General features: G+C 40.4%; 19 protein-coding genes, 9 tRNA genes, 4 rRNA genes and 1 other annotated feature. Of the genes, 1 reads left to right on the top strand and 31 read right to left on the bottom strand.

Annotation, left to right across the window (positions count from 1 at the left end):
- Positions 1-411: 411 nt before the first annotated feature.
- The 30 genes from MJY40_RS03665 to dprA form a co-directional block, all read right to left on the bottom strand.
- Positions 412-1,464 (bottom strand): electron transfer flavoprotein subunit alpha/FixB family protein, encoded by a 1,053-nt coding sequence (locus MJY40_RS03665; protein WP_317855709.1) that lies wholly within the window; start codon positions 1,462-1,464, stop codon positions 412-414.
- Between the two features lie 60 nt (positions 1,465-1,524).
- Positions 1,525-2,316 carry an electron transfer flavoprotein subunit beta/FixA family protein gene (locus MJY40_RS03660; RefSeq protein ID WP_317855708.1) on the bottom strand — a complete coding sequence of 264 codons (792 nt, stop codon included), beginning with the start codon at positions 2,314-2,316 and terminating at the stop codon, positions 1,525-1,527.
- A 63-nt stretch (positions 2,317-2,379) separates the two neighbouring features.
- Positions 2,380-3,519 carry an acyl-CoA dehydrogenase family protein gene (locus tag MJY40_RS03655; protein ID WP_317855707.1) on the bottom strand — a complete coding sequence of 380 codons (1,140 nt, stop codon included), beginning with the start codon at positions 3,517-3,519 and terminating at the stop codon, positions 2,380-2,382.
- Positions 3,520-4,208: 689 nt separating this feature from the next.
- On the bottom strand, positions 4,209-5,309 hold the full coding sequence (locus MJY40_RS03650; RefSeq protein ID WP_317855706.1) for a C40 family peptidase: 1,101 nt from the start codon (positions 5,307-5,309) through the stop codon (positions 4,209-4,211).
- Positions 5,310-5,491: 182 nt separating this feature from the next.
- The gene (locus MJY40_RS03645) at positions 5,492-6,022 is read right to left on the bottom strand and encodes a permease (RefSeq protein ID WP_317855705.1); all 531 of its coding nucleotides are present in this window, start codon (positions 6,020-6,022) and stop codon (positions 5,492-5,494) included.
- Position 6,023: 1 nt separating this feature from the next.
- Entirely contained in the window at positions 6,024-6,500 is a 477-nt protein-coding gene (locus MJY40_RS03640) for a permease (protein ID WP_317855704.1), read from the bottom strand.
- Positions 6,501-6,665: 165 nt separating this feature from the next.
- Positions 6,666-6,739: transfer RNA gene (locus MJY40_RS03635), tRNA-Met, on the bottom strand.
- A gap of 21 nt (positions 6,740-6,760) precedes the next feature.
- Positions 6,761-6,833 (bottom strand) — tRNA-Val (locus tag MJY40_RS03630).
- A gap of 37 nt (positions 6,834-6,870) precedes the next feature.
- Positions 6,871-6,944: transfer RNA gene (locus MJY40_RS03625), tRNA-Asp, on the bottom strand.
- 32 nt (positions 6,945-6,976) lie between these two features.
- Positions 6,977-7,050 (bottom strand) — tRNA-Ile (locus MJY40_RS03620).
- Positions 7,051-7,091: 41 nt separating this feature from the next.
- Positions 7,092-7,164: transfer RNA gene (locus MJY40_RS03615), tRNA-Thr, on the bottom strand.
- A gap of 11 nt (positions 7,165-7,175) precedes the next feature.
- Positions 7,176-7,293, bottom strand: a 5S ribosomal RNA gene (gene rrf / locus MJY40_RS03610).
- 10 nt (positions 7,294-7,303) lie between these two features.
- Positions 7,304-7,375: transfer RNA gene (locus MJY40_RS03605), tRNA-Glu, on the bottom strand.
- A 7-nt stretch (positions 7,376-7,382) separates the two neighbouring features.
- A tRNA-Asn gene (locus MJY40_RS03600) sits at positions 7,383-7,454 on the bottom strand.
- A gap of 117 nt (positions 7,455-7,571) precedes the next feature.
- A 23S ribosomal RNA gene (locus MJY40_RS03595) occupies positions 7,572-10,472 on the bottom strand.
- Positions 10,473-10,745: 273 nt separating this feature from the next.
- Positions 10,746-10,818 (bottom strand) — tRNA-Ala (locus tag MJY40_RS03590).
- Between the two features lie 56 nt (positions 10,819-10,874).
- A tRNA-Ile gene (locus tag MJY40_RS03585) sits at positions 10,875-10,948 on the bottom strand.
- Between the two features lie 9 nt (positions 10,949-10,957).
- Positions 10,958-11,075: ribosomal RNA gene (gene rrf, locus MJY40_RS03580) — 5S ribosomal RNA — on the bottom strand.
- A gap of 84 nt (positions 11,076-11,159) precedes the next feature.
- A 16S ribosomal RNA gene (locus MJY40_RS03575) occupies positions 11,160-12,684 on the bottom strand.
- The 16S, 23S and 5S rRNA genes sit together here with 9 tRNA genes alongside, the layout of an rRNA operon.
- A gap of 926 nt (positions 12,685-13,610) precedes the next feature.
- The gene (rplL, locus tag MJY40_RS03570; RefSeq protein WP_317855703.1) at positions 13,611-13,982 is read right to left on the bottom strand and encodes a 50S ribosomal protein L7/L12; all 372 of its coding nucleotides are present in this window, start codon (positions 13,980-13,982) and stop codon (positions 13,611-13,613) included.
- Positions 13,983-14,067: 85 nt separating this feature from the next.
- Complete coding sequence (rplJ, locus tag MJY40_RS03565; protein ID WP_317855702.1) at positions 14,068-14,574, bottom strand: 50S ribosomal protein L10; 507 nt, start codon at positions 14,572-14,574, stop codon at positions 14,068-14,070.
- A gap of 22 nt (positions 14,575-14,596) precedes the next feature.
- Positions 14,597-14,720 (bottom strand) — a sequence feature (ribosomal protein L10 leader region).
- Between the two features lie 222 nt (positions 14,721-14,942).
- Entirely contained in the window at positions 14,943-15,638 is a 696-nt protein-coding gene (gene rplA / locus MJY40_RS03560; protein ID WP_317855701.1) for a 50S ribosomal protein L1, read from the bottom strand.
- 71 nt (positions 15,639-15,709) lie between these two features.
- On the bottom strand, positions 15,710-16,135 hold the full coding sequence (gene rplK / locus MJY40_RS03555) for a 50S ribosomal protein L11 (protein WP_317855700.1): 426 nt from the start codon (positions 16,133-16,135) through the stop codon (positions 15,710-15,712).
- An 80-nt stretch (positions 16,136-16,215) separates the two neighbouring features.
- Positions 16,216-16,770 (bottom strand): transcription termination/antitermination protein NusG, encoded by a 555-nt coding sequence (nusG, locus tag MJY40_RS03550; RefSeq protein WP_317855699.1) that lies wholly within the window; start codon positions 16,768-16,770, stop codon positions 16,216-16,218.
- Between the two features lie 29 nt (positions 16,771-16,799).
- The gene (gene secE / locus MJY40_RS03545) at positions 16,800-17,063 is read right to left on the bottom strand and encodes a preprotein translocase subunit SecE (protein WP_317855698.1); all 264 of its coding nucleotides are present in this window, start codon (positions 17,061-17,063) and stop codon (positions 16,800-16,802) included.
- 34 nt (positions 17,064-17,097) lie between these two features.
- Positions 17,098-17,247, bottom strand: coding sequence for a 50S ribosomal protein L33 (gene rpmG / locus MJY40_RS03540; protein WP_317855697.1), 150 nt, complete (start codon positions 17,245-17,247; stop codon positions 17,098-17,100).
- Between the two features lie 227 nt (positions 17,248-17,474).
- On the bottom strand, positions 17,475-18,407 hold the full coding sequence (tsf, locus tag MJY40_RS03535) for a translation elongation factor Ts (RefSeq protein WP_317855696.1): 933 nt from the start codon (positions 18,405-18,407) through the stop codon (positions 17,475-17,477).
- Positions 18,408-18,534: 127 nt separating this feature from the next.
- On the bottom strand, positions 18,535-19,254 hold the full coding sequence (gene rpsB, locus MJY40_RS03530) for a 30S ribosomal protein S2 (protein WP_317855695.1): 720 nt from the start codon (positions 19,252-19,254) through the stop codon (positions 18,535-18,537).
- A gap of 270 nt (positions 19,255-19,524) precedes the next feature.
- Positions 19,525-21,714, bottom strand: coding sequence for a type I DNA topoisomerase (gene topA, locus MJY40_RS03525; RefSeq protein WP_317855694.1), 2,190 nt, complete (start codon positions 21,712-21,714; stop codon positions 19,525-19,527).
- Positions 21,715-21,727: 13 nt separating this feature from the next.
- Positions 21,728-22,819: a DNA-processing protein DprA gene (dprA, locus tag MJY40_RS03520; protein ID WP_317855693.1), complete on the bottom strand. Its 1,092-nt coding sequence runs from the start codon at positions 22,817-22,819 to the stop codon at positions 21,728-21,730.
- 419 nt (positions 22,820-23,238) lie between these two features.
- Between dprA and MJY40_RS03515 the strand changes: the two genes are divergently transcribed.
- Positions 23,239-24,774: a YifB family Mg chelatase-like AAA ATPase gene (locus MJY40_RS03515; RefSeq protein WP_317855692.1), complete on the top strand. Its 1,536-nt coding sequence runs from the start codon at positions 23,239-23,241 to the stop codon at positions 24,772-24,774.
- Between the two features lie 164 nt (positions 24,775-24,938).
- Here MJY40_RS03515 and MJY40_RS03510 read toward each other — a convergent pair whose 3' ends face one another.
- A complete protein-coding gene (locus MJY40_RS03510) occupies positions 24,939-26,156 on the bottom strand; it encodes a type III PLP-dependent enzyme domain-containing protein (RefSeq protein WP_317855691.1) in 1,218 nt (405 codons plus the stop codon).
- Positions 26,157-26,182: the final 26 nt, after the last annotated feature.

Genomic DNA, 26,182 nt, shown 5'->3' with positions numbered 1-26,182 from the left:
CTATTTCGATATACGAAGCAACGGAGTTCCATTATTTTGGATATCGAAACAGCAACAACGGATACCATCTCTCATAAGCTATCTAACCTGAATACTCGCCTATTTGAACAGTATACAGATTTTTACACATATTTACAAATCCACCACTTGGAAATTCCATAGGTTTCTATTGGTTTCGTTTAATTTTTCTGTCCTTTTGCGGCAAACAATTGTTTCCACATTGTGTAACTTGTATTTATCTTTTAATTTTTCACAGGAAATATCAGCCAAAAATGTTGTATTTATGGAAATTACGATTTTTCATAAAAAATGCATCAATATGCACTTCTATCCTGTTTTTGGTGATTTTTACCATATTGAAATCAATAAAAAAACTCCCTCAGAAAACTGAAGGAGTCTTAATCTTAAAAATTAGTTACTTGCTTTTGCTTCTTTGTATTTTCTAACAGCTTCTGCCAATTTAGGAAGGATAACTTTCAAGTCACCAACGATACCCAAGTCAGATACTTCGAAAATAGGAGCGGATTCGTTTTTGTTGATGGAGATAACAACTTCGGAGTTTTCCATACCAGCAACGTGTTGGATAGCACCGGAGATACCACAAGCCATGTACAACAAAGGACGAACTGTTTTACCTGTTTGACCAACTTGACGATCTTTTTCGATCCATTGTGCGTCAACACAAGCTCTGGAAGAACCAACTTCAGCGCCCAAAGCATCTGCCATATCTCTGATATAGCTGAAGCCTTCTGCATTACCAACACCACGACCACCAGAAACAATCATTGTAGCTTCTGTCAAGTCAACGGATTTTTTGTCAGCTTTAACAACATCCAAGATTTCGATGTTCATGTCAGCAGCTGTAAATTCGATAGGGAATTTAATCAATTCGCCTGTTTTTGTTGTGTCTTTTTCGATTCTTTTCATAACGCCTGGACGAACAGTAGCCATTTGAGGTTTTGTTCTTGGGCACATCAAAGTAGCCATGATGTTACCACCGAAAGCAGGACGAGTCATAAGCAATGCTCTTGTAGGATCTGTACAACCCATGGAAGCTTCTTTAGCGAATTCAGCTTCTGTTTTAGCCATTCTAAGACCTGTTGTATCAGCAACCAAACCAGTTTTTACACGGCTAGCTACACGAGGAGCAACGTCACGACCGATAGAAGATGCACCGAAGAGCATGATTTCTGGATCGTATTCGTTAACGATAGCTGTGATAGCTTTTGTGTAAGGTTCTGTAGCGTAGTTTTCCAACATTGCGTCATCCACAAGGATAACTTTGTCTGCACCATAGTGGAACAATTTGTCTACTTGGCTTTCCATGTTGTGGCCCAAAAGGACAGCAACTACGTCGTCTTTCAAATCTTCTTTCAATCTTGTGGATTCACCAACAAGCTCCAAACCAACGTTTTGAACTTTACCGTTGACTTGTTCGATTACTACAAAAATTCCTTTACTCATTGTAGGGTTTCCTCCTTATATTTCAAATTTAGTATTATTCTTCTTTGTTAAATCCACAAATTAGATGATGAATTTGTCTTCCATTTTTTGGATGATAGCAGCAACAGCTTCTTCAACAGACAAATCTTTGAGGACTGTACCAGCGCCTTTCAATTCTTTTGTGAAGGATTGGTATACGTTAGTAGGGGAACCTTTCAAACCGATCATATCAAGTTCAAGGCCATCTTTGATGTCTTCGAAACCAATTGTTTTGATTTCTTTTTCGTAAGCTTCAACGATACCTCTTACGGACATATATCTTGGTTCTGCCAATTCAGCGATTGCTGTCAAGAGGCAAGGTGTTTGAATTTTAACTTTGTGGTAACCGGATTCAAATTGTCTTTTTACAACAACATATTCTTCTGTAGCTTCAAAAACTTCTTCTACATAAGATACTTGAGGAATGGACAATTTTTCAGCCAATTGAGGACCAACTTGAGCTGTGTCACCGTCGATAGCTTGACGACCTGTGATGATCATGTCATAGCCAATTGTTTTTACTGCGCCAGCCAAGATACCGGATGTTGCATATGTATCGGAACCACCAAATTCTCTAGCGGATACCAAATAAGCATCATCACAACCCATAGCCAATGCTTCTCTCAAAGCAACTTCTGCTTGTGGAGGACCCATGGATACAACTGTAACTGTGCCACCCAATTGTTCTTTCAATTGAAGAGCAGCTTCGATACCTGTTTTGTCATCGTAGTTGATGATAGAAGGCACGCCGTCACGAATCAATGTTCCTGTTTTAGGATCGATTTTAACTTCAACTGTGTCTGGTACTTGTTTAATACATACAATGATTTTCATTATATTAGTTCTCCTTCCAAAATTTTAGTATTTACCCGTTTATTAAGATTTAAAATCTATTTATCAAACTTTCATAGCGCCGGAGATAACCATCTTCATAGCTTCGGATGTACCTTCATAGATTTCTGTAATCTTAGCATCACGCATTGCACGTTCAACAGGGTATTCACGGCAATAACCGTAACCACCAAGCAATTGTACACAAACTCTTGTTACTTCGTTTGCTACTTCAGAACCGAACAATTTACACATAGCAGCTTCTTTGCTGTAAGCTTCGTGGTTGTCTTTTGCAACTGCAGCTCTCCAAACCATCAATCTAGCTGCGTCAACTTTTGTTTGGCATTCAGCAAGTTTGAATTGTGTGTTTTGGAATTTGTTAATTGTTTTACCGAATTGTTTTCTTTCTTTAACATATTTCAAAGCTTCGTCGATAGCGCCTTGAGCGATACCTACAGATTGAGCACCGATACCGATACGACCGCCATCCAAAGCAACCATAGCGATTTTGAAGCCCATGCCTTCTTTACCAATCAAGTTAGCAACAGGAACACTTACGTTTTCGTAGATAACTTCACAGTTGGAAGCAGCTCTAATACCCATACGTTCGATGTTAGCACTTACTGTAACGCCTTCAGAATGCAAGTCAACGATGAATGCGGACAAGCCTCTAAGACCTTTGGATTTGTCTGTCAATGCAAATACGATACATGTATCAGCAAAACCAGAGTTTGTTGTAAACACTTTGGAACCGTTGATGATGTAGTTGTCGCCATCCAAAACAGCTACTGTTTGACAACCACCAGCATCTGTACCAGCGCCAGGTTCTGTCAAACCATAACAACCAATAGCAGTACCATCGATCAATGGTCTCATATGAGTGTGTTTTTGTTCTTCGGAACCAAATTGGTCGATACAAGAACAGCAAAGAGATGTATGTACAGACATTGTGATACCTGTGGAAGCATCTACTTTAGAAACTTCTTCCATAGCCAATGTGTAAGTCAAAACGTCTGCGCCTTGACCGCCGTATTCTCTGGAGTAAGGAATACCGAACATACCTGCTTTTTGAAGTTTTGCAACAAGATCCAAGCTGTATTCTTCAGCTTCGTCCATGTCTTTTGCAATGGGTTTGATTTCTGTTTCAGCAAATTTTCTGAAAAGTTCTTGCTGAAGCAATTGGGGTTTTGTTAATTTGAAATCCATTTCATATTCCTCCTATTTTGAAAAAATTTTAAAGCCACTGACCCTTTTGTCAGCAACCTTTGTAAAACTACCTACTCCATCACGCACCTAAGATTAGGCTCCTACAGAAGCAAAAGTACAAACTCATGCATCCACATTGAATATACCATTTTTGTTTAAAATTTGTCAACCCATTTGTGATTAAATATTGCCTAAAAAAGCACCGTTTTTTATGGTAATACCGCCTGATTTTCTGTGAAGGTCATTCAAAAAATTGTTACAAAATAAACTCGATTTGTGTGCAACTTTTCGACAACTTTCCAATTACTTTCGTAGTTTCTGCGATGGTTTGGCAAATAATCCAAGGAAACCTAGTGAATCCCTAGATATTTCCCAAGTTATTTCGCCTTCAAAATACTTAGTATGCAAGGAATATCCCTAAAAAAACAAGAACTTCCTGAATATTGTCCTTACATCTAAGACTAACTTTACACCATTGTCTTTTATATGTCAATATATTTCGCATAGAAACAATTATTTTTATCCAATGTTAATTTATTTGCAAATACGCTATGCTTCGTTATTTTCACAAATCACATCACATCTTGTCTGACAATGCATCTGTTTTTTTATTAAAAAATCTTTTTTACACATTTTCTTGCACAAAAAAAGTGAGGCTGTCTCCAACCTCACTCAGCTTTTTCTTCTATTTACATAACACGTCTTGCTGTCACATATGTTTTTGCACTATATGGACTGCTGAGAGATGTAATGGTAACGGACATTGGTCCACCATCAGTTGCATGGATGTAATTGCCATCACCCATATACAAACCAACATGAGAAATACCTGAACTGCCACCAGAGTTAAAGAATACCAAATCCCCAGCTGCCAATTGACCATATGGCACTTCAACACCATTGTTCACCATGTCATAGGAAGAACGATTCAATGATACACCAAAGTTTTTATAAACAGAATAAACGAAACCAGAACAGTCTACACCAGAATTCAAATTGGTTCCACCCCAAACATAAGGTGTTCCAATGAATTGTTCTGCATATGCAACAACAGAATTACTATTGGAAGAAACCGCCATACTACCAGAACGTTCTCCTTCTCTGATATCAATATATTCTGCACTAACATAACCAATACGACCATCATCAGTAATGATACGTACCCATTCTTCACCGATACGATCGATATCAACCTCTGTTCCATAAGGTAAAACCTCTTGTACAATGGAAATGAGAGATGCTTCTTTTCTAAATTTCAAACCTGAACTGGATGTAATGACACCATATACGTTGTCCAATGCTTCGTTATAGTTATCAATCCATGCAACGTTACCAAGATTTTCGCCAGTCACGAAATCTTTACTAATATAACCAACTTCTCCATTATAATTGATTTGGAACCAGTCACGATTTTGTGCTGTAACTGTCAATTTTTCACCTGTACTCACTTTACCCAATGAAGTTGCTTCAGTGGTTGCAGCAGCTCTTACATTGACATTGCTTCCATTGACTTCACCATTTGCATCCAACAATTCAAAATAATCACTAAATACATATGCAGTTTGTCCATCGTAATCAATTTCGTACCAATCTCCATGTCTTTCTATAACATCATACTCTGTACCTTTGTCGATTTGCCCCAAAACTTCTGTATCCAAACCAGCGCCAGCACGTATATTAACACCAGTTGTTGTAGCTTGTCCAAACTCTGCTGCATAAGCAAAAGAACAAGAGAACAAACAAATGGTACCTGTAATCAAAATTTGTTTCAAAACAGTATATAATTTCACGAGAAATCCTCCGTATTGTCCTATTTGTTACATTTCTGTTACAATTAGTATACGAAAATTTAAAGAATTTGTCAACTTATAAATGATATTTTTTTGATATTTATGTAAAAAAAACATATTTAAACGAATTTTTACTCATAATATCTGCTATTTTTTGATTTCCACTACTATTTTGAAACAAATCATTCACTTTCCAGTTGATTTACATGCTCTATTAGTTCCATCTTGTCTTCTTTTGAAGTGGTTATTTCCATAAGTGCAGCAACTATGCTGATCCCAATGATATTGCATACAAAACGAATGGTTGTATAGCGTAGTCCTAAGTTTGCAGATTCAAATAAGAGCATTGGAATTTTCGTAGTGGACCAAACACCCAAGAATAGACATACATTTTGAAACTTTGCACCTTTTTTGATGAGCATTGCTGCGATAGGAAATGCTGCATATAAAGGTCCTGCTGCTACAGATCCCATAACGAAAGCAAGAACACTTCCTTTGACGCCAGAACCTTCACCCATAAATTTAACCAATGTACTGCGTTCTACCCAAACATCCAATAATCCCAAAATAATAAAAATTGGTGGCATAACAGATAGCATTTCAGAAAGATTCATTTTCATAATATTTAATGTTGATATCCCAAAAATTGGATATAACACACCAAAAATAATATTCAGTATCAAAAGAAGGAGAGGAATACGATAACGTTTCATATCAAAAAACCCCTCCAATCACTAGAGAAATACATACTGCAAAACAAAATGCAAATACATTACGTTTCATGGTGATTTTTTTACCAAAATATTTAGACTCCACAGGAAATGTTATAATCCCCACCATCATAAGGGTAGTCAAAAACATGGTGATTTGCATATAACCCGCCCCCATCTCCAATAAGGACGCTGCCAAAGGAAATGCAACAAATCCTGGTATCAGGGTAATAGAACCTAATATAGCTGCCAAAATCACACCTATTCCAGAAGAATCACTGCCTAGCCAACTGGAAATAACGCTTTCATCTACAAGTGTCAACATTACACCGATAATCATCAAAACCGTAATCAATTGAGGAAAAATACCCTCAAACGTTTTCCAAGCTTTGCGTAACGCCATCTTTGTTTTAGATTTATCCTTCAGCCACGATACCATCAAACCACAAATGGCAATTATATATATAATATAGGTAAACATATTATAATCCTTTCTATACTGAACTCATTTATAATAATATTTCTTTTAGTATATCATATTGGAAAAAAACTGTCTAAAATTTAAAAACTATTTTTGGTACTACCTCTAACCTTCTTGACAACAATAAAAAAACAGAAACCTCGAATTGAAATTTCTGTTTAAAGATAGCGGAGAAGGGATTTGAACCCCTGACACCACGGGTATGAACCGTGTGCTCTAGCCAACTGAGCTACTCCGCCATATGCAATTGTATCATGAAATGGGAGTTACAGGGCTCGAACCTGTGACCCTCTGCTTGTAAGGCAGATGCTCTCCCAGCTGAGCTAAACTCCCACAAAACAGTTGCATATATCAATATTTAATTAAAAAACGACTCAGATGGGGCTCGAACCCACGACCTCCGGCGTGACAGGCCGGCGCTCTAACCAACTGAGCTACTGAGCCAAACGTTGGTACACTTGTTACAATAAATATAGTGGGTCTTCAGGGACTCGAACCCGGGACCGTCCGGTTATGAGCCGGATGCTCTAACCAACTGAGCTAAAGACCCAGAGAAGTTCATCACTAAACTACACTATTCGTAAAAAAATAAGCCGATGATCGGACTCGAACCGATAACCTGCTGATTACAAGTCAGCTGCTCTGCCAATTGAGCCACATCGGCTTAATAATAAATTCTGGCGACCATCTACTTTCCCAGGCAGCTGCCCACCAAGTATCATCGACCGCTCAGGTCTTAATCGTCGTGTTCGGAATGGGAACGGATGTGTCCCCTGAGCGCATCATCACCAGAAATCTAAATATGATCCGTGCGGGATTCGAACCCGCGTTACCGCCGTGAAAGGGCGGTGTCTTAACCCCTTGACCAACGGACCATATAAACTCCCCCTGTTGGGCTTGAACCAACGACCCTTCGGTTAACAGCCGAATGCTCTACCGCTGAGCTAAGGAGGATTATATCAGGTATATCTCTACACCTTCAAAACTGAACACAAGAATTATTGTACAATTAATTATCGATTTTGTCAACACTTTTGCTGACTTTTTGTCACTCTGTGACTCCAAATTGCTTTGGTCAAGCCCTCGACCTATTAGTACTAGTCAGCTGAATACGTTACCGCACTTACACCTCTAGCCTATCAACCTTGTTATCTGCAAGGGGTCTTACTTCCGAAGAATGGGAAATCTTATCTTGAGGGCGGCTTCACGCTTAGATGCCTTCAGCGTTTATCCGTTCCGTATATAGCTACCCGGCTGTGCAGTTGGTCTGCAACCGGTACACCAGAGATACGTCCATCCCGGTCCTCTCGTACTAAGGACAGCTCCTCTCAAATTTCCAGCGCCCACAACGGATAGGGACCGAACTGTCTCACGACGTTCTGAACCCAGCTCGCGTACCGCTTTAATGGGCGAACAGCCCAACCCTTGGGACCTACTTCAGCCCCAGGATGCGATGAGCCGACATCGAGGTGCCAAACCTCCCCGTCGATGTGAACTCTTGGGGGAGATAAGCCTGTTATCCCCAGGGTAGCTTTTATCCGTTGAGCGATGGCATTCCCACTTATTACCACCGGATCACTAAGTCCTACTTTCGTACCTGCTCCAGCCGTCGCTGTCGCAGTCAAGCCACCTTTTGCCTTTACACTCTTTGAATGGTTTCCAATCATTCTGAGGTGACCTTCGAGCGCCTCCGTTACCTTTTGGGAGGCGACCGCCCCAGTCAAACTGCCCGCCTGACATTGTCTTCTGCCCCGATTCAGGGGCACGAGTTAGAAACCCAATGTTATAAGAGAGGTATCCCACCGGCGACTCCACGAATACTAGCGTACTCGCTTCTTAGTCTCCCTCCTATCCTGTACATATAACATCGAATCCCAGTATCAGGCTGCAGTAAAGCTCCATGGGGTCTTTCCGTCCTGTTGCGGGTAACCAGTATCTTCACTGGTTCTTCAATTTCACCGGGCGTGTTGTCGAGACAGTGCGCAAATCATTACACCTTTCGTGCGGGTCAGAACTTACCTGACAAGGAATTTCGCTACCTTAGGACCGTTATAGTTACGGCCGCCGTTTACTGGGGCTTGAATTCAAAGCTTCGCCTTGCGACTAACCTCTCCTTTTAACCTTCCAGCACCGGGCAGGTGTCAGCCCATATACTTCACCTTACGGTTTCGCATAGACCTATGTTTTTGCTAAACAGTTGCTTGCGCCTCTTTTCTGCGGCCACTTCCGTGGCTCCCCTTCTCCCTAAGTTACGGGGTTATTTTGCCGAGTTCCTTAACAACACTTCTCCCGTCGGCCTATGGATTTTCTCCTCATCTACCTGTGTCGGTTTACGGTACGGGTACGTATTACGCAATAGTGGCTTTTCTTGGCAGTGTGGATTCGGAAACTTCCTTACTTTTTTTCAGTCCCCATAACACTTCATCCTTATAGAGGGTGGATTTTCCTACCCCTCAAGACTTTGTGCTTAGCCGTGTTTTTCCATTCCACGGTTTTCCTATCCTCCTGCGTCCCCACAGTTCTGATAATACGTAGTACAGGAATATCAACCTGTTGTCCATCGACTACGACTTTCGTCCTCGCCTTAGGCCCCGACTAACCCTGGGAAGATTAGCTTTACCCAGGAAACCTTAGATATTCGGCCTATATGTTTCTCACATATATCTCGCTACTCATTCCGGCATTCTCTCTCCTGTTTCGTCCACCCTTGCTTTCGCTCAAGCTTCGTCCTTGCAGGATGCTCCTCTACCACTGTTAACTTAGTTAACAATCCGTAGCTTCGGTGACGTGTTTTAGCCCCGTTACATTTTCGGCGCAGGTTTTCTCGACTAGTGAGCTATTACGCACTCTTTAAATGTATGGCTGCTTCTAAGCCAACATCCTAGTTGTCTGTGAAATCCCACATCCTTTTCCACTTAACACGTACTTTGGGACCTTAGCTGTCGGTCTGGGCTCTTTCCCTTTTGACCATGCGACTTATCTCACATAGTCTGACTCCCGAGGGTATCTCTACGGCATTCTTAGTTTGATATGAGTTGGTAACCTTTTTGGGCCCCGCGTCAGTTCAGTGCTTTACCTCCGTTAGACTCCTCTCGAGGCTAGCCCTAAAGCTATTTCGAGGAGAACCAGCTATCTCCGAGTTCGATTGGAATTTCTCCGCTACCCACACCTCATCACCACCTTTTTCAACAGATGTGTGTTCGGTCCTCCAATACCTTTTACGGTATCTTCAACCTGGACATGGGTAGGTCACCCGGTTTCGGGTCTAATAACACTAACTATACGCCCTATTAAGACTTGGTTTCCCTTCGGCTCCGTACCTTGTAAGTACTTAACCTCGCTAGTATTATTAACTCGCCGGACCGTTCTACAAAAAGTACGCCATCAGACACTAAGTCCTCTGACTGTTTGTAAGCACAAGGTTTCAGGTTCTCTTTCACTCCCCTCCCGGGGTTCTTTTCACCTTTCCTTCACAGTACTACTTCACTATCGGTCACTAGGGAGTATTTAGGCTTGGGGGGTGGTCCCCCCGGCTTCCCACAGGGTTTCTCGTGTCCCGTGGTACTCTGGATACTGCTAGCTGACTCAAGTTTTCGTCTACAGGACTTTCACCCTCTTTGGTGTGCTTTCCCAAAACACTTCGACTAACCTTTGTCAATACCATACGCAGTCCGCAACCCCAAAAGACTAGGTCTCTTGGTTTGGCCTGTTTCCATTTCGCTCGCCGCTACTTTGGAAATCGAGTTTTCTTTCTCCTCCTACTGCTACTTAGATGTTTCAGTTCACAGCGTTCCCTTCCGTATGCTATGTATTTACATACGGATAACTGAGGTTTGCTCAGTTAGGTTTCCCCATTCAGAAATCTCCGGATCAAAGGTTATTTGCACCTCCCCGAAGCTTATCGCAGCTTATCACGTCTTTCGTCGGCTCCTAGTGCCAAGGCATTCTCCTTGTGCTCTTTCTTGCTTGACCATTTGTAGTTTCCTTCAATAATTAGTTTAAAGAAGAAAACGGTCTATCACACTTGCGTGTAACAGCTTTGTTCATTTGGAATGTTTTGTAGTAGCGATACTACAATTTTTTTGATATTTTTCTTCTTCATAATAGACGACTCTACTATGAGAAGGTTGTTTCTTTTTTCTCGATAATTATGAAAAAGATAAATCTTTCTCAATAATTGACTCTTTTTCTTGTATTCAGTTTTCAAGGTGCATACCAATCATTCACGTTGTAAATGTTGGTGAATGGAGATTACAAGGTTCGAACTTGCGACCCCCTGCGTGCAAGGCAGGTGCTCTCCCAGCTGAGCTAAACCCCCATAAAGTTTTATTCAATTTGTTGATTTTACGCTGATTTGTTATAAAATTATAACAGTGGGCTCAAGTGGACTCGAACCACCGACCTCACGCTTATCAGGCGTGCGCTCTAACCAGCTGAGCTATGAGCCCATAATAGGACTTCGGCGACCATCTACTTTCCCAGGCAGCTGCCCACCAAGTATCATCGACCGCTCAGGTCTTAATCGTCGTGTTCGGAATGGGAACGGATGTGTCCCCTGAGCGCATCATCACCGAAGATGTTATTATTTTTGCTTTTTTTCTTGAAGGTAATCCTTCAAAACCAAACAGTATATATGAATATTCAACCAATACTCCATAGAAAGGAGGTGATCCAGCCGCACCTTCCGATACGGCTACCTTGTTACGACTTCACCCCAGTCGCTGATATCACCTTCGGCAGCTCCTCCCTTACGGTTAGGTCACTGACTTCGGGTGCTTCCAACTCCCATGGTGTGACGGGCGGTGTGTACAAGGCCCGGGAACGTATTCACCGCAGCATTCTGATCTGCGATTACTAGCGATTCCAGCTTCATGTAGTCGAGTTGCAGACTACAATCCGAACTGAGATTGGGTTTCTGTGATTTGCTTGACGTCGCCGTTTTGCGTCACTTTGTTTCCAACCATTGTAGCACGTGTGTAGCCCAAGACATAAGGGGCATGATGATTTGACGTCATCCCCACCTTCCTCCGTGTTATCCACGGCAGTCTCCCTAGAGTGCCCAACTCAATGATGGCTACTAAGGATAGGGGTTGCGCTCGTTGCGGGACTTAACCCAACATCTCACGACACGAGCTGACGACAACCATGCACCACCTGTCACCGATGTCTCGAAAGAAAAGTGTATCTCTACACCGGTCATCGGGATGTCAAGTCTTGGTAAGGTTCTTCGCGTTGCTTCGAATTAAACCACATGCTCCACCGCTTGTGCGGGCCCCCGTCAATTCCTTTGAGTTTCAATCTTGCGATCGTACTCCCCAGGTGGAGTGCTTATTGCGTTAGCTGCGGCACCGAGGATTCCTCCCCGACACCTAGCACTCATCGTTTACGGCGTGGACTACCAGGGTATCTAATCCTGTTCGCTCCCCACGCTTTCGAGCCTCAGCGTCAGTTTCAGTCCAGTAAGTCGCCTTCGCCACTGGTGTTCTTCCTAATATCTACGCATTTCACCGCTACACTAGGAATTCCACTTACCTCTCCTGTACTCTAGTTTGATAGTTCCAAATGCAATCCTCGAAGTTAAGCTTCGGGCTTTCACATCTGGCTTACCATACCGCCTACGCTCCCTTTACACCCAGTAATTCCGGATAACGCTTGCACCATACGTATTACCGCGGCTGCTGGCACGTATTTAGCCGGTGCTTCTTATTCAGGTACCGTCATTTGTTTCGTCCCTGTTGATAGAAGTTTACGATCCGAAAACCTTCATCCTTCACGCGGCGTTGCTGCATCAGGCTTTCGCCCATTGTGCAATATTCCCCACTGCTGCCTCCCGTAGGAGTTTGGGCCGTGTCTCAGTCCCAATGTGGCCGATCACCCTCTCAGGTCGGCTACTGATCGAAGCCTTGGTGGGCTGTTATCTCACCAACTAGCTAATCAGATGCGGGTCCATCCTATACCGAAGCAAGCTCCTTTTTTCACAAAATCATGCGATTTCGTGATGACATACGGTATTAGACGTCGTTTCCAACGCTTATTCCGAAGTATAGGGCAGGTTACCCACACGTTACTCACCCGTCCGCCGCTAAGTTATTTCTGAGCAAGCTCTTCCATAACTCCGCTCGACTTGCATGTGTTAAGCACGCCGCCAGCGTTCATCCTGAGCCAGGATCAAACTCTTAAATTGAAATTTTTGAACGAGTTCGAAAATTTCATGAATATTTTTCAGAGAAAAATATGAATACTTTCTTCAAACTTGCCATTCAATTTGGTTTAATTCCTAACCAGTTAAACTTAATTATCTGGCTAATGATGGTTTTCTGAAAACCAACAAAAGTTTTAGTTTATTGATACCATTATAGATATCGAATTGACTATGGGTTGTGTTTATTCTTTACATACTGTTCAGTTTTCAAGGATCAATCTTCATTTTGTTTGTTACATTTGCTTGCCACTGTTTCAGCAGCTAGATTATTGTATCAAACTTTGTTTTGTTTGTCAAGCACTTTTTTACTTTTTTTAGAAAGTTTTTTGTGCTTGTCTCGCAGCAACTTTCGTTGTCAGCGAATATTAGTTTATCACTTTTACCATAACTTGTCAAGAACTTTTTTTATTTATTTTCAAATTCTTTTGAGCTTTTTCAAACTCACGTTCAAACTATGTCGAGTTGCTCTTTGAGACTTCCGCGCCTCGCATCTCTTAGCGACTTGTTTAATTATACACGCTTTCTGGGAATTGTCAACACTTTTTTTCAAATTTCTACTATTTTCTTTCTTTTTCTTCTAAACCCGCTTGTTTTCATGGTTTTCTGCACCAATAAAACCTAATTTCACCTTTTTTCTTATATGAAATATCATGTGCAAACAAACCATTATGCATCCCCACCAGATCGTCATCTGATACAACAGCTGAAATTCACCACCCCAAAGTTCTCCCCTTCGTAATTATGCCCTCATAGAGCCCTACAAGCCTTTTCCAGTACATTCATACCGCTATTCCATTCTATAACCGTATGCTGGTTAATCCTTTTCCTACCTTATATTAGAAAAACCGCAGGACATACATCCTACGGTTTTCATAGTCAAATCACTTTGACAGCTCATTACATTTAAATTATTTAATTGTAACGGAAGCGCCAACTTCTTCCAATTTAGCTTTGATAGCTTCAGCATCTTCTTTGGATACTGCTTCTTTCAATACTTTAGGAGCACCATCTACAGCTTCTTTAGCTTCTTTCAAGCCCAAACCACAAACGTCTTTAACTACTTTGATAACTTTGATTTTTTCGGAACCAACAGCTGTCAATTCTACGTCGAATTCTGTTTTTTCTTCAGCTGCAGCTGCAGGACCACCTGCTACTACTGCAACACCAGCTGCTGCGGATACGCCGAATTTTTCTTCTGCTGCGGATACCAATTCATTAAGTTCCAATACTGTAAGTTCTTCTACAGCTGCGATGATTTCTTCAATTGTCAATTTTGCCATTTTCATGTACCTCCATTTTATAGTTTATTTTTGAATGTATATTCGTCATTTTGCTTATCACTAAGCGATTTGCAGGAGCCAATTATTATTCAGCTGCTGCTTCTTCTGTACCATCTTTTTTCGCGATTTGATCGATAACTCTTGCGAAAGAAGACATTGGGCTCTTGAAGCTGCCCAACAATTTGGAAAGCAATACATCTCTGGAAGGAATTTCTGCAACAAGTTTCATACCTTCTGCATCATAAACAACACCTTCAACAACACCTGCTTTGAATTCCAATTCTTGCATTTCTTTTGCCACTTTGCTCAACACAGCAGCGCCTGTTGTAGCATCTTCATAGCTGAATGCGAATGCACTAGGACCAGACAAGTAGCTGGACAAACCTTCGAATTCTGTACCTTGAATTGCCCAGTTTACCATTGTGTTTTTGTAAACTTTGTATTCAACGCCAGCTTCTCTAAGTTGTTTTCTCAAGATTGTGTCTTGTTCTACAGTCAAACCTCTTGCATCAACCATAACTACGGAAGCAGCACCATTAAGTTTTTCTTTGATTTCATTCACAATGACTTGTTTTTGTTCAATCTTTGCCATACTTACACCTCCTTAATTCTTTTTTGCCGGAAAAAAAGCCTCTTTGCAATAGACAAAGAGGCTGCGCTTTATATTTCAGCAATTTCCTCGGTAGGATTTACGTGGAACACCACACCTACTGTCTACGGCATATTCGATAATTCTTTTCAACTTATATATAGTACCATAAGGTAATCCAAATTGTCAATAGCCAATTGGAAATTGTTTTACTAATTGCATCAAAGTTTCTCCAATGCATTCGTCTTGCATCGGATTTCTGCTTCGCAGAAATCTCGATTTGGCTATTCGCCAAATATAAATATACCACAATGTAATCGCTTACAAGTAAACTTGCGCAATTGATTATAGCATATTTATGCAAGGACTCATTATTCTGTAATTTTAGCTGTATTTACCTTAACACCAGGGCCCATTGTTGTGGACAAAACAACACTTTTCAAGTATTGACCTTTAGCTGCTTGAGGTTTTGCTTTTATAATCGCTTTCATCAAAGTTTCGAAGTTATCTTGCAACTTTTCAGAACCGAAGGATACTTTGCCTACAGGAACGTGAATGATGTTTGTTTTATCCAAACGATATTCAATTTTACCTGCTTTGATATCGTTGATTGCTTTTGTAACGTCCATAGTTACTGTACCAGCTTTAGGGCTTGGCATCAAACCTTTAGGTCCAAGTACACGACCCAAACGACCTACAACACCCATCATGTCTGGTGTTGCTACAGCAACGTCAAATCCAAACCAGTTTTCACCTTGAATTTTTGGAATCAAATCTTCAGCTCCAACGAAATCTGCACCAGCTGCTACAGCTTCTTCTGCTTTAGCACCTTTTGCAAATACCAATACACGAACTGTTTTACCTGTACCGTGTGGAAGAACAACGGCACCACGTACTTGTTGATCAGCATGTCTGCTGTCAACGCCCAAACGAATGTGTGCTTCTACTGTTGCATCGAATTTTGTCACAGATGTTTTTTGTGCCAATTCGATTGCGTCTACTGTATCGTAAAGCATTGCTTTATCTACGAGTTTTGCTGCCTCGCTATATTTTTTTCCTCTTTTCACTTTCGTGACCTCCTTATGTGGTAATATCGGGAGAATTCCCTCCCACGCCTGCCAATCAAATTTTGAAAGGCTTAGTCTTCAACAACGATACCCATACTTCTTGCTGTACCACAGATCATGCTGTATGCAGAATCAACGTTAGCTGCATTCAAATCAGGCATTTTCAATTCTGCGATTTCCATAACTTTTGCTTTGGAAATTTTAGCAACTTTTGTTTTGTTAGGTACACCAGAACCAGATTCCAAACCGCAAGCTTTTTTCAAAAGAACTGCAGCTGGTGGTGTTTTTGTAATGAAAGTATAGCTTCTGTCAGCGTAAACTGTGATTACTACAGGAATAATCAAGCCAGCTTGTGCATTTGTTCTTTCATTGAATTCTTTACAAAAGCCCATGATATTTACACCATGTTGACCCAAAGCAGGACCTACAGGTGGCGCTGGTGTTGCTTTCGCTGCTGGAATTTGCAATTTAATATAACCTGTTACTTTTTTTGCCATGATTGGCACCTCCTATAAATGTGGTGATTAGCGGGGTTTTTCCCTCCCACCGGCGACTGGTCGCCTTCTTCAAAGTTGACTTAAATCTTGTCTATCTCTGTGAAATCAAGCTCAACTGGTGTTTCTCTACCAAAGATAGAAAGATTCACAACAACACATCTCTTGTTTGTGTTGATTTCTTTCACGTGGCCAACAGAATCTGCAAATGGACCTGCGACTACACGTACACTGTCGCCAAGTTCCAAATCCAACTCTTCCGCTTTGCCACCAATACCCATGGCACGAACTTCCATGTCTGTAAGTGGAACTGGTTTGGATCCTGGACCAACAAAACTTGTTACGCCACGTGTATTTCTGACAATGTACCATGTTTCATCATTCATAATCATATAAATGAGAACATAGCCTGGAAATACTTTTCTTTGAACCATTTTCGTTTTGCCATCTTTTGTTTCTTCAACATCTTGCATTGGCACACTAATTTCTTGGATCAAATGTTCCATCCCTCTGTTTTCAACAGTTTTTGCAATATTGTCTTTTACTTTTTGTTCATAGCCAGAATATGTATGAACAACATACCATCTTGCATCAGCTGGTGAATTCATCACTTCTACCTTATTGATTTCTTCAGACATAATACCATCCTTTTTCTACTCGATTTGTCTTAACCCAAAAGTCCGATGATTCCATTGTATGCGGTAGAGAATACCGTATCCATACAGAAGATAATTGCACCGATCAAAAGGGAAGTCACAATTACGGTAAATGTTTTTTGAATAACTTCTGGACGATCTGGCCATACAATCTTTTTGAATTCAGCCTTGTAATCTGCAAAACTGTCCTTGCCATCATTCTTTTTTGTTTTCTTTGCTTCTACTTTTTTGTTCGCACTCGTTTGGTTTGTGCTAGTGTTTTTGTTTTCTTCCATTAGGTTCACTTCCTTTTTTGGAGTTCCGACAACATTACTTAGTTTCTTTGTGCAATGTGTGGGATTTACAGAATTTACAATATTTTTTCATTTCCATTCTGTCAGGCATAACTTTTTTGTCCTTAGTAGTGCTGTAATTTCTTTGTTTGCACTCTGTGCAGGCTAAGGTAATCCTTGTTCTCAAGTCTTTCACCTCCATTGATGATTTATATTTTTTCACAATAAAATAAGGACTTTGCTGTCCTTAGTAGTAGAATAACATAAGTCTTTTTTGCTGTCAATAGACTTTTGCTTGTTTTTTCAATTTTCTTTTAATCAAACAAACCTTATAAAACCAAGGGTATTTCATCAAAAAGAGATGTCAACCGAAATTGACATCCCTCATAATTTATTTCAAATGAATTTTGCTTCTTATGCCATTGCTTTTGCAACTTCATCAGCAAAGTTTTCTTCTTTCTTTTCCAAACCTTCGCCTGTTTCGAAACGAACATAACGAACGATGGAGATTGGAGCACCAACAACTTTTGCTACGGAATCGATGTATTTTTGAACTGTCAAATCGCCATCTTTTACGTAAGGTTGTTCTACCAAACAGATTTCTTTCATTTCTTTTTGCAATCTACCAACGATCATTTTTTCGATGATGTTGTCAGGTTTGCTTGCATTTTTAGGGTCATTTTTTGCTTGGATTGTCAAGATTTCTGTTTCTTTTGCAATATAATCAGCTGGAACTTCTGCACGAGATGCAAATTTAGGGTTCAAAGCTGCGATTTGCATTGCAACGTTTTTACCAAGTTCAACCAATTCTTCTGCTTCGTTTTCACAAGCCAATTCGATCATAACGCCGATTCTACCACCACCGTGGATATAGGAAACGAGTTTGCCAGAACCTGCTTTTTCATATTTTTCGAAACGTCTGATGTTCAAGTTTTCACCGATTACAGCTACTTGTTGGCTCAAAGCTTCTTTTACTGTGTATTGTGCATCTGCTTCCCATGTTTCAGCGAAGAATGCATCCATGTCTGCTGCTGCGGAGTTTGCTGCTTGTTTTGCAACCAATGCAACATAATCTCTGAACAATTGATTTTTTGCAACGAAGTCTGTTTCGGAGTTTACTTCAACGATTGTAGCAATTTTGTTGTCATCGCTTACGAATACGTCTACCATACCTTCAGAAGCAATACGACCTGCTTTTTTAGCGGAAGCTGCAAGTCCTTTTTCTCTCAAAAGTTCTACTGCTTTTTCCAAGTTGCCGTCAGTTTCTGTCAATGCTTTTTTGCAATCCATCATACCAACGCCTGTCATTTCTCTCAATTCTTTTACCAATGCTGCTGTAACTGCCATTTGATTTTCCTCCGTTTATAATGTCCTTTGAATGAAAAGAGCCCCAGCCCGTTGTCTGGCTGAAGCTCGGGCTTTAAATGCCTATTGGGTTGCGTTCAAACAAAATGCAAACCCATATATTTATTTCTTATTCTGCTGCTACAACTTCTGCTTCTACTTCTTGTGCGCCTTGTTTGGATTCCAAAACAGCATCAGCCATTTTAGAAGCAATCAATTTGACAGCACGAATAGCATCGTCATTACCAGGAATTACGTAATCGATTTCGTCTGGATCGCAGTTTGTATCTACGATAGCAACGATAGGGATTCCCAAGTTGTGTGCTTCTTGCACAGCGATTTTTTCTTTTCTTGTATCCACAACGAACATAACGTCAGGAACTTTTTTCATTTCTTTGATACCACCCAAGTTTGTTTGCAATTTTGTCATTTCATGTGTCAAAGCTGCAACTTCTTTTTTAGGCAATACTTCGAAAGTACCGTCTGCTTGCATTTTTTCCAAATCTTTAAGTCTTTGGATTCTTGTTTTGATTGTTGTGAAGTTAGTGAGCATACCACCCAACCATCTTTGGTTTACGTAGTACATGCCACATCTTTGTGCTTCTTCTTTCATGCATTCTTGTGCTTGTTTTTTAGTACCAACGAAAAGAATTTCGCCACCGTCAGCGATGATTTTGCAAACTTCTGCATAAGCGTCGTCAACTTTTTTTACTGTTTTTTGCAAGTCGATGATGTAGATACCGTTTCTTTCAGCAAAAATGTATTCTGCCATTTTAGGGTTCCATCTTCTTGTTTGATGTCCAAAATGAACACCTGCTTCAAGCAATTGTTTCATTGAAATTACAGCCATAATAGACCTCCTGTGGTTTGTCCTCCGCATCCGTTTTGTAAAGAAACCAACAATCATTTGCTGGCACCATCTTCCATCATTGGATACGTGCGTTTTTTAGTTACCTTTGAGATTATATCACGTTTTTCTTGGAATTACAAGCATGTTTACAAGATTTTTTCATTTTTTATGAAAAACGGCGGGAGCAAGCCCCCGCCCTACAGTATATTTAAATTTTGTGGTGATTCATGACGGTCGATTCGTGAATCATCCCTGCAATTACATCATATTTTATGATTCGTTTTGTTCCGATTCTGGTTTTTCCTGAATATATCCACATTTTACATTGGAGCAAACAATTTTACCATTCTTTTTGCCTTTTTCTTCTAGGAAGCTGCCACATTTTGGACACTTTTCACCTGTTGGTTTGTTCCAAGACATAAAGTTACATTCTGGATTGTTTTCACAACCGAAGTATGCTCTGCCTTTTTTGGTTTTCTTGATTTGGACTTTACCACCACATTCTGGGCAATCCACACCAGCATCTTCAAAGAATGGTTTTGCATTTTGGCACTCTGGGAATCCAGGACACGCCAAGAATTTGCCATATCTGCCATATTTGATGACCATGTTTCTACCACATTTTTCACAGATGACATCACTTTCTTCATCTTTGATTTCCACTTTTGCCAATTTTTCAGTGGCATCTTCCACACACGCATGGAATTCTGGGTAGAAATCTCGAATGACTTGTTTCCACTCATCATTGCCCACTTCCACTTCATCCAAACGTTTTTCCATGTTTGCTGTAAAGTCGATATCCACAATTTCGCCAAAATAGCCTTTCATAATATCGTTGACCACTTCACCCAATTCTGTTGGATACAAAGTCTTTGCTTCTTTGGTCACATAATGACGTGCTTGGATGGTTGTCAAAGTTGGTGCATAGGTACTTGGACGTCCAACACCAATTTCTTCCAATGTCTTAATCAAAGATGCATCAGAAAATCTGGCTGGTGGTTGTGTGAAATGTTGTTCAGGCAACATGCTTTTTTGCACTGCCACTTCACCCTTTTCCAAAAGCGGAATCATTTTATCTTCTTCTTCTTCACCTTTGCTATATACCAACAAGAATCCTTTGAAGGTCAATGCAGAACCAGAACTTCTAAATGTGTAATCTCCTGCTGCCAATCTCATGGAAATGGTTGCATACACTGCTGGTGCCATTTGACTTGCCACAAAACGATCCCACACCAATTTATACAAACGATATTGATCCTTTGTCAAAGATTCTTTGATGCTATCTGGTGTACGATTCACATTTGTTGGACGAATTGCTTCATGGGCATCCTGTGTTTTGCCTTTGGATTTATACTCAATACGTTCTGGATTGATGTATTCTTCACCAAATTCTGTGCCAATGTAACCAATTACCGCTTCATATGCTTCATCAGAAATCCTAAAGGAATCTGTACGGATGTAAGACACAAGACCTACAGTACCTTCCCCTTTGATGTTGACACCTTCATACAATTGTTGTGCCACCATCATGGTTTTTTGTGTTGCCATGTTGAGATGTTTGCTGGCTTCTTGTTGCATTGTGGATGTGGTAAATGGTGCAACTGGTTTCTTTTGACGAGTGCCAGTTTTCACATCTGTGATTTTGAATTCTTCTCCAGCAATGCCTTCCAAAACTGCATTGGTTTGTGCTTCGCTTTTCAACTCAATCTTTTCATCACCTTTGCCATAGAAACGAGCATCAAAACCTTTGCCAGCTTTGTTAGCAAGTTTTGCAGTCAAAGACCAATATTCTTCTGGAATGAATGCACGAATTTCTTCTTCTCTATCGCAGATGATACGCAGTGCAACAGACTGTACACGACCACCAGAAAGTCCTTTTTTGACTTTTTGCCAAAGCAAGTTACTAACGGTATATCCTACCATACGATCCAACACACGACGGGCTTGTTGTGCATCCACCAAATCCATATCAATTTCACGTGCTTCTGTAATGGAGCGTTTGACCGCTGTTTTTGTAATTTCGTTGAATGTGATTCTGCTGACTTCTTTGTCCTCATCCAATTTCAAAGAATGGAGCAAATGCCAGCTGATTGCTTCCCCTTCACGGTCAGGGTCAGTTGCCAGGTACACTTTATCTGCTTTTTTTGCATCTCGACGCAGTTTTCCAAGCAAGTCACCTTTGCCACGAATGGTAATATATTTGGGTTCAAAATCATTTTCAATATCTACACCCATTTGGCTTTTTGGCAAGTCACGAATATGACCCATAGATGCTTCAATTTTGTAATTGCTGCCCAAAAATTTACCAATGGTATTTGCTTTCGCTGGGGATTCTACAATAACCAAATACTTCTTGTCATTTTTTCCTTTTGTTGTTTTCTTTGCTGTGGTTTTTTTTGTTGCTGTTTTCTTGGCTGGTTTCTTTGCCACTGCCACAGTTTCAATTGCTTCATTTGCCATAAGTTCACCTCTATTATTTTTTACAGTATCCCGATTGTGGCAATTTTTCAATATGCCCCAGTGCTTCCAACATAGAAAGGATATACTGTACATCTTGTATATTTTTATGCAGTATTCTACAAATTTGTTCTGCAAAGATTGGTTCTTGTTTCGGTATCACATCATACACTGCTTTTTGCTCAGGTGCAAGGTTTTTTCGTATTTTTTTGAAAAAAACATCTTTTTCTTCATTAGAATAGGCAATTCCAAGCTCTTCTAAGATATCATTTCCTTCTGTGATAATGGGACAACCTTGTTTGATGAGATTGTTGGTTCCTTCACTCAAATCACTGGTCACATTGCCTGGAACCACAAAAACATCACGTCCATTTTCCAGTGCAAAATCAGCTGTAATCAAAGTGCCACTTTTTTTACCTGCTTCTACCACAACCACCATCTTACTCAAACCACTGATGATGCGATTGCGTCTTGGAAAATGCTTTGGATGCGCCACTGTTCCTGGTGGAAATTCTGAAATGACACAACCATTGTTGATAATGCGTTCCATCAATTCTTTGTGCTCTGCTGGATAACAAATATCCAAACCACAACCCAAAACCGCAATGGTACGTCCTCCAGCATCCAAAATCCCTTTGTGTGCTGCTCCATCAATTCCCTTTGCCATACCACTAACTACAATGACATTGGTTCTACCCAAGTCTTTGGAAATTGTATATGCAGCAGTCAAGCCATATCTGGTACAATTTCTAGCACCAATGATGGCAACTGTGTCAATATCATCTTCTGGAAGGGTTCCTCTTACATACAGTCCAACTGGTGGATCGTAAATTTCCTTCAAAAGTGCTGGATATGCTGGGTGCAAATAAGAGTAAAACTGAATGCCCCATTCTTCCAATTCTTCAATCCATATATCCAATTGCTCTGCATCTCTGGAAAATAAAATAGAATCTATATCTTTTTCACGCAACCCCTTAACCATCTGCAAGTCTGCTTCTGTTGCATTCCAAATGGCTTCTGCACTGTGAAAATGATCCATCAATTTGCAAATGCGTTTGTAACCAATGTATGGACACCTAGAAAGCCACATCATATAAAATTCTTCCACAATTGACCCTCCCTTTTCCTAAGGCAATACCGCATAACCCTAATTGCAAAATTTGCGAGTAGATTTTTTTGTCAGAATTATTAAAAAACGGAGGCGATATCGGAAATATCGTCGAGTATTTTTAACACTTATGACAGGAAAATAAACTACAAAGGTTGTGATAGAGGGTTGTGCGGTGTTGCCCTAAAATACACGTCACAAAATCATCTGTATTTGACACAAAACACTTTTCCAGAAAAAAGGTGTGTTTCGCATATACTATATATGCTTTCCTTTTAAAATTCAATAAAAAGTTTGTAAAATTTGAAAAAAAGTAAAAAAATACATAAAAATTGTATAATTTTACCTATGCCAATTGCTTTTTTCTTCCAATATTGTTATGATAAAAAAAACTATTTTTTTAGAAAAGAGGCGTTGATATGCTTTCCATGATACATAGTTCTGCTCTTTTGGGTATTGATAGCTATCCTGTGACAGTTGAGGTGGATTTGAGCAGTGGTTTGCCTGCATTTGATATTGTGGGTTTGCCTGATTCTGCTGTCAAAGAATCTCGTGACCGTGTGCGTACTGCCATCAAAAATTCCAACCTAACTTTTCCAGTGAAACGCATCACCATCAACCTTGCACCTGCTGATACCAAAAAAGAAGGTGCTTCTTTTGATTTGCCCATAGCCCTTGGTTTGCTTGCCGCTTCTATGGTGGTTCCACAAAACGAACTGCCTGAATATTTTGTGACAGGTGAACTTTCTTTGGATGGTTCCATCAGACCCGTCAATGGTATTTTGCCTATGGTGTATGGTGCATGGGAACGTGGTTTGCGGAAATGTTTGGTTCCCTATGAAAATATGGAAGAAGCGGCTTTGGTAGAAGGTATGGAAGTCTACCCTGTAAAAAACCTTTTGGAATTGGTGGCACATTTCACTAGAAAACAACGCATTTCTCCCATTTATATGGATTTGGAAGCTTTGTTTTCGCAAAATGAATCCTTGGAATTTTTAGATTTCTACCACGTAAAAGGTCAAGAATCTGCAAAACGTGCCATGGAGATTGCTGCTGCCGGTGGACATAATTTGTTGCTCATTGGACCACCTGGCTCTGGTAAAACCATGTTAGCAAAACGTTTGCCTACCATTCTGCCTGACTTGACCTTTGCAGAAAGCATTGAAATCACAAAGATTTATAGTGTGGCTGGTTTGCTCAGAAATAAAAATTCTTTGGTGCGTACCAGACCATTTCGTGCACCACATCACACCATTTCTGCTTCTGCTCTGACAGGTGGTGGTAGAATTCCAAAACCTGGTGAGATTTCACTTTCTCATCATGGTGTGCTGTTCTTGGATGAATTGCCAGAATTCCAAAGAAACACCTTGGAAATTATGCGTCAACCATTGGAAGATGGACAAGTTACCATTGCTCGTGTCAATGGCACTTTGACATACCCTTCTGATTTCATGTTGGTTGCAGCCATGAACCCTTGTCCTTGTGGGCATTTGGGCAATGGAAACAAGTGTCATTGTAGCCAAAATGAAATCAGCAAATATCATAGAAAAATCAGTGGTCCATTGTTGGATCGTATCGATATTATGGTGGAAATGCCTGCCATTTCTTATGACGATTTGGAAGAATCTGCATATGGTGACACTTCTGAAACCATCAAATCTCGTGTGTTGCAAGCACATCATATGCAACTGACTCGTTACAAAGAAGATGGCATCTTTTTCAATGCACAATTGACACCTGCACAAATGGAAATCCATTGTAAATTGGGCAAAGAAGAAAAGGAATTGTTGCGTGCTGCATTTGAAAGAATGGATCTCAGTGCTAGGGGATATCATAAGATTTTGAAGGTTGCCAGAACCGTTGCAGACCTAGATGGTAGCGATGAAATCACAGTTAGACACATTGCAGAAGTGCTGCAATATCGTTCCTTAGATAGAAAATATATGATGGGTTGATTTGCTATTTTTACACAAATAAAACCAAAGATTCTTCGTCGTTTCTCTCCTCAAAATGACTGGCGTTTGTCATCCTGAGTGGAACGAAGGATCTTTGGTTTTTATCTTTTATTTGTTGTTTTGTAAAGATTTTATAGACACATGATACCACCTATTATCCAATTTTAGAATATCACTTCGCCATTTTCTTGTAAAAACAGCTCTTTTGGTGGAATTTGAGAAGAAAACTGCATTGGTGACAATACCGCTGCATAGCTACCAGCATTGGTCATAACAACAATATCATCTTCTTCCAATTTAGGCAACAAAATATCAGTAGCCACCACATCTGTTGCAGTACAAAGATTTCCCACCAAGGTCACAACTTCCATTTCTGTTTCCTTCTTGAGGACATGTATCTGTGTTGGGTTTTTGGTGGTGTACAATGGCTCGCTACCCACAGGGTTTGCAACACCACTGTATTTCACAATGAGTTGTGCAATGCTGGGACGCAAAAAACCATTTAAGGTATTGCCAAGCACCACATAAGTTGTACCATAAGATACCTTCTTGTCCAATACTTTGGTCACATACACGCCACTTTTGCCAACCACATAGCGACCCGTTTCAATATACAACTGTGTTTGTGGAAATTCTGCTGCAAAAGAGGCTACAATATCCAATGTTTTGCCACCCAATTTTTGCATATCCAAAGCTGTATCATCTATTTCATAAGGAATGCCAATACCAGAACCCATATTGATGAACGCTAGGTTTGTACCCAATTCTCTTTGCACTGTATGTGCCAATCGCAAGATATTTTCATAGTATGTTGCAATACGCATTTCATCCAATTCTTGACTGCGAATGTGGATGTGCAAACCAATAATTTTTATATTGTTCAAGGACAAAATCCAATCCAAATGATTGAAAAATGCTTCTTCATCTATGCCAAATTTAGAAGCAACACCAGTGTCACCATAGAAAGAAAAATCAGGATTCAAACGTACACCAATTTCTGCAACAACGCCTTTTGCTTCTGCCACTTCTTGTATGCGTACCATTTCACCAAGGCTATCTGCAACAATGGTGGCACACTCCAATGTCTTTTCGATGTATTTTCTTGTCTTTCCAGGTGTGGAATATTGAATATCCCTTTTGTCTACACCATGAGAAACTCCCATCTCCACTTCAGCCACACTGGCAGCATCTACGCCAAATCCATTTGACAAAACAGACTGCACCACATGTTTATTTGCATTGGTTTTGATGGAATACAAAAAACGAATGCCTTTGAAGTTTTTCTGCAAATTTTCCATTGCCAATTTGATTTTTGCTTCTTCATACAGATAAAAACTGTCGTGTACTTCCGCTTGCTGCAAAATCATTTCTTCGTTATACATGCCATTGCCCCCTCAACAAATTCCTA

Source organism: Chakrabartyella piscis (assembly GCA_030067835.1).
Classification (GTDB): Bacteria; Bacillota; Clostridia; order Lachnospirales; family Anaerotignaceae; genus Chakrabartyella; species Chakrabartyella piscis.
The sequence above is the reverse complement of the archived record's forward strand: the minus strand, read 5'-3'. Positions and strand labels throughout refer to the sequence as shown.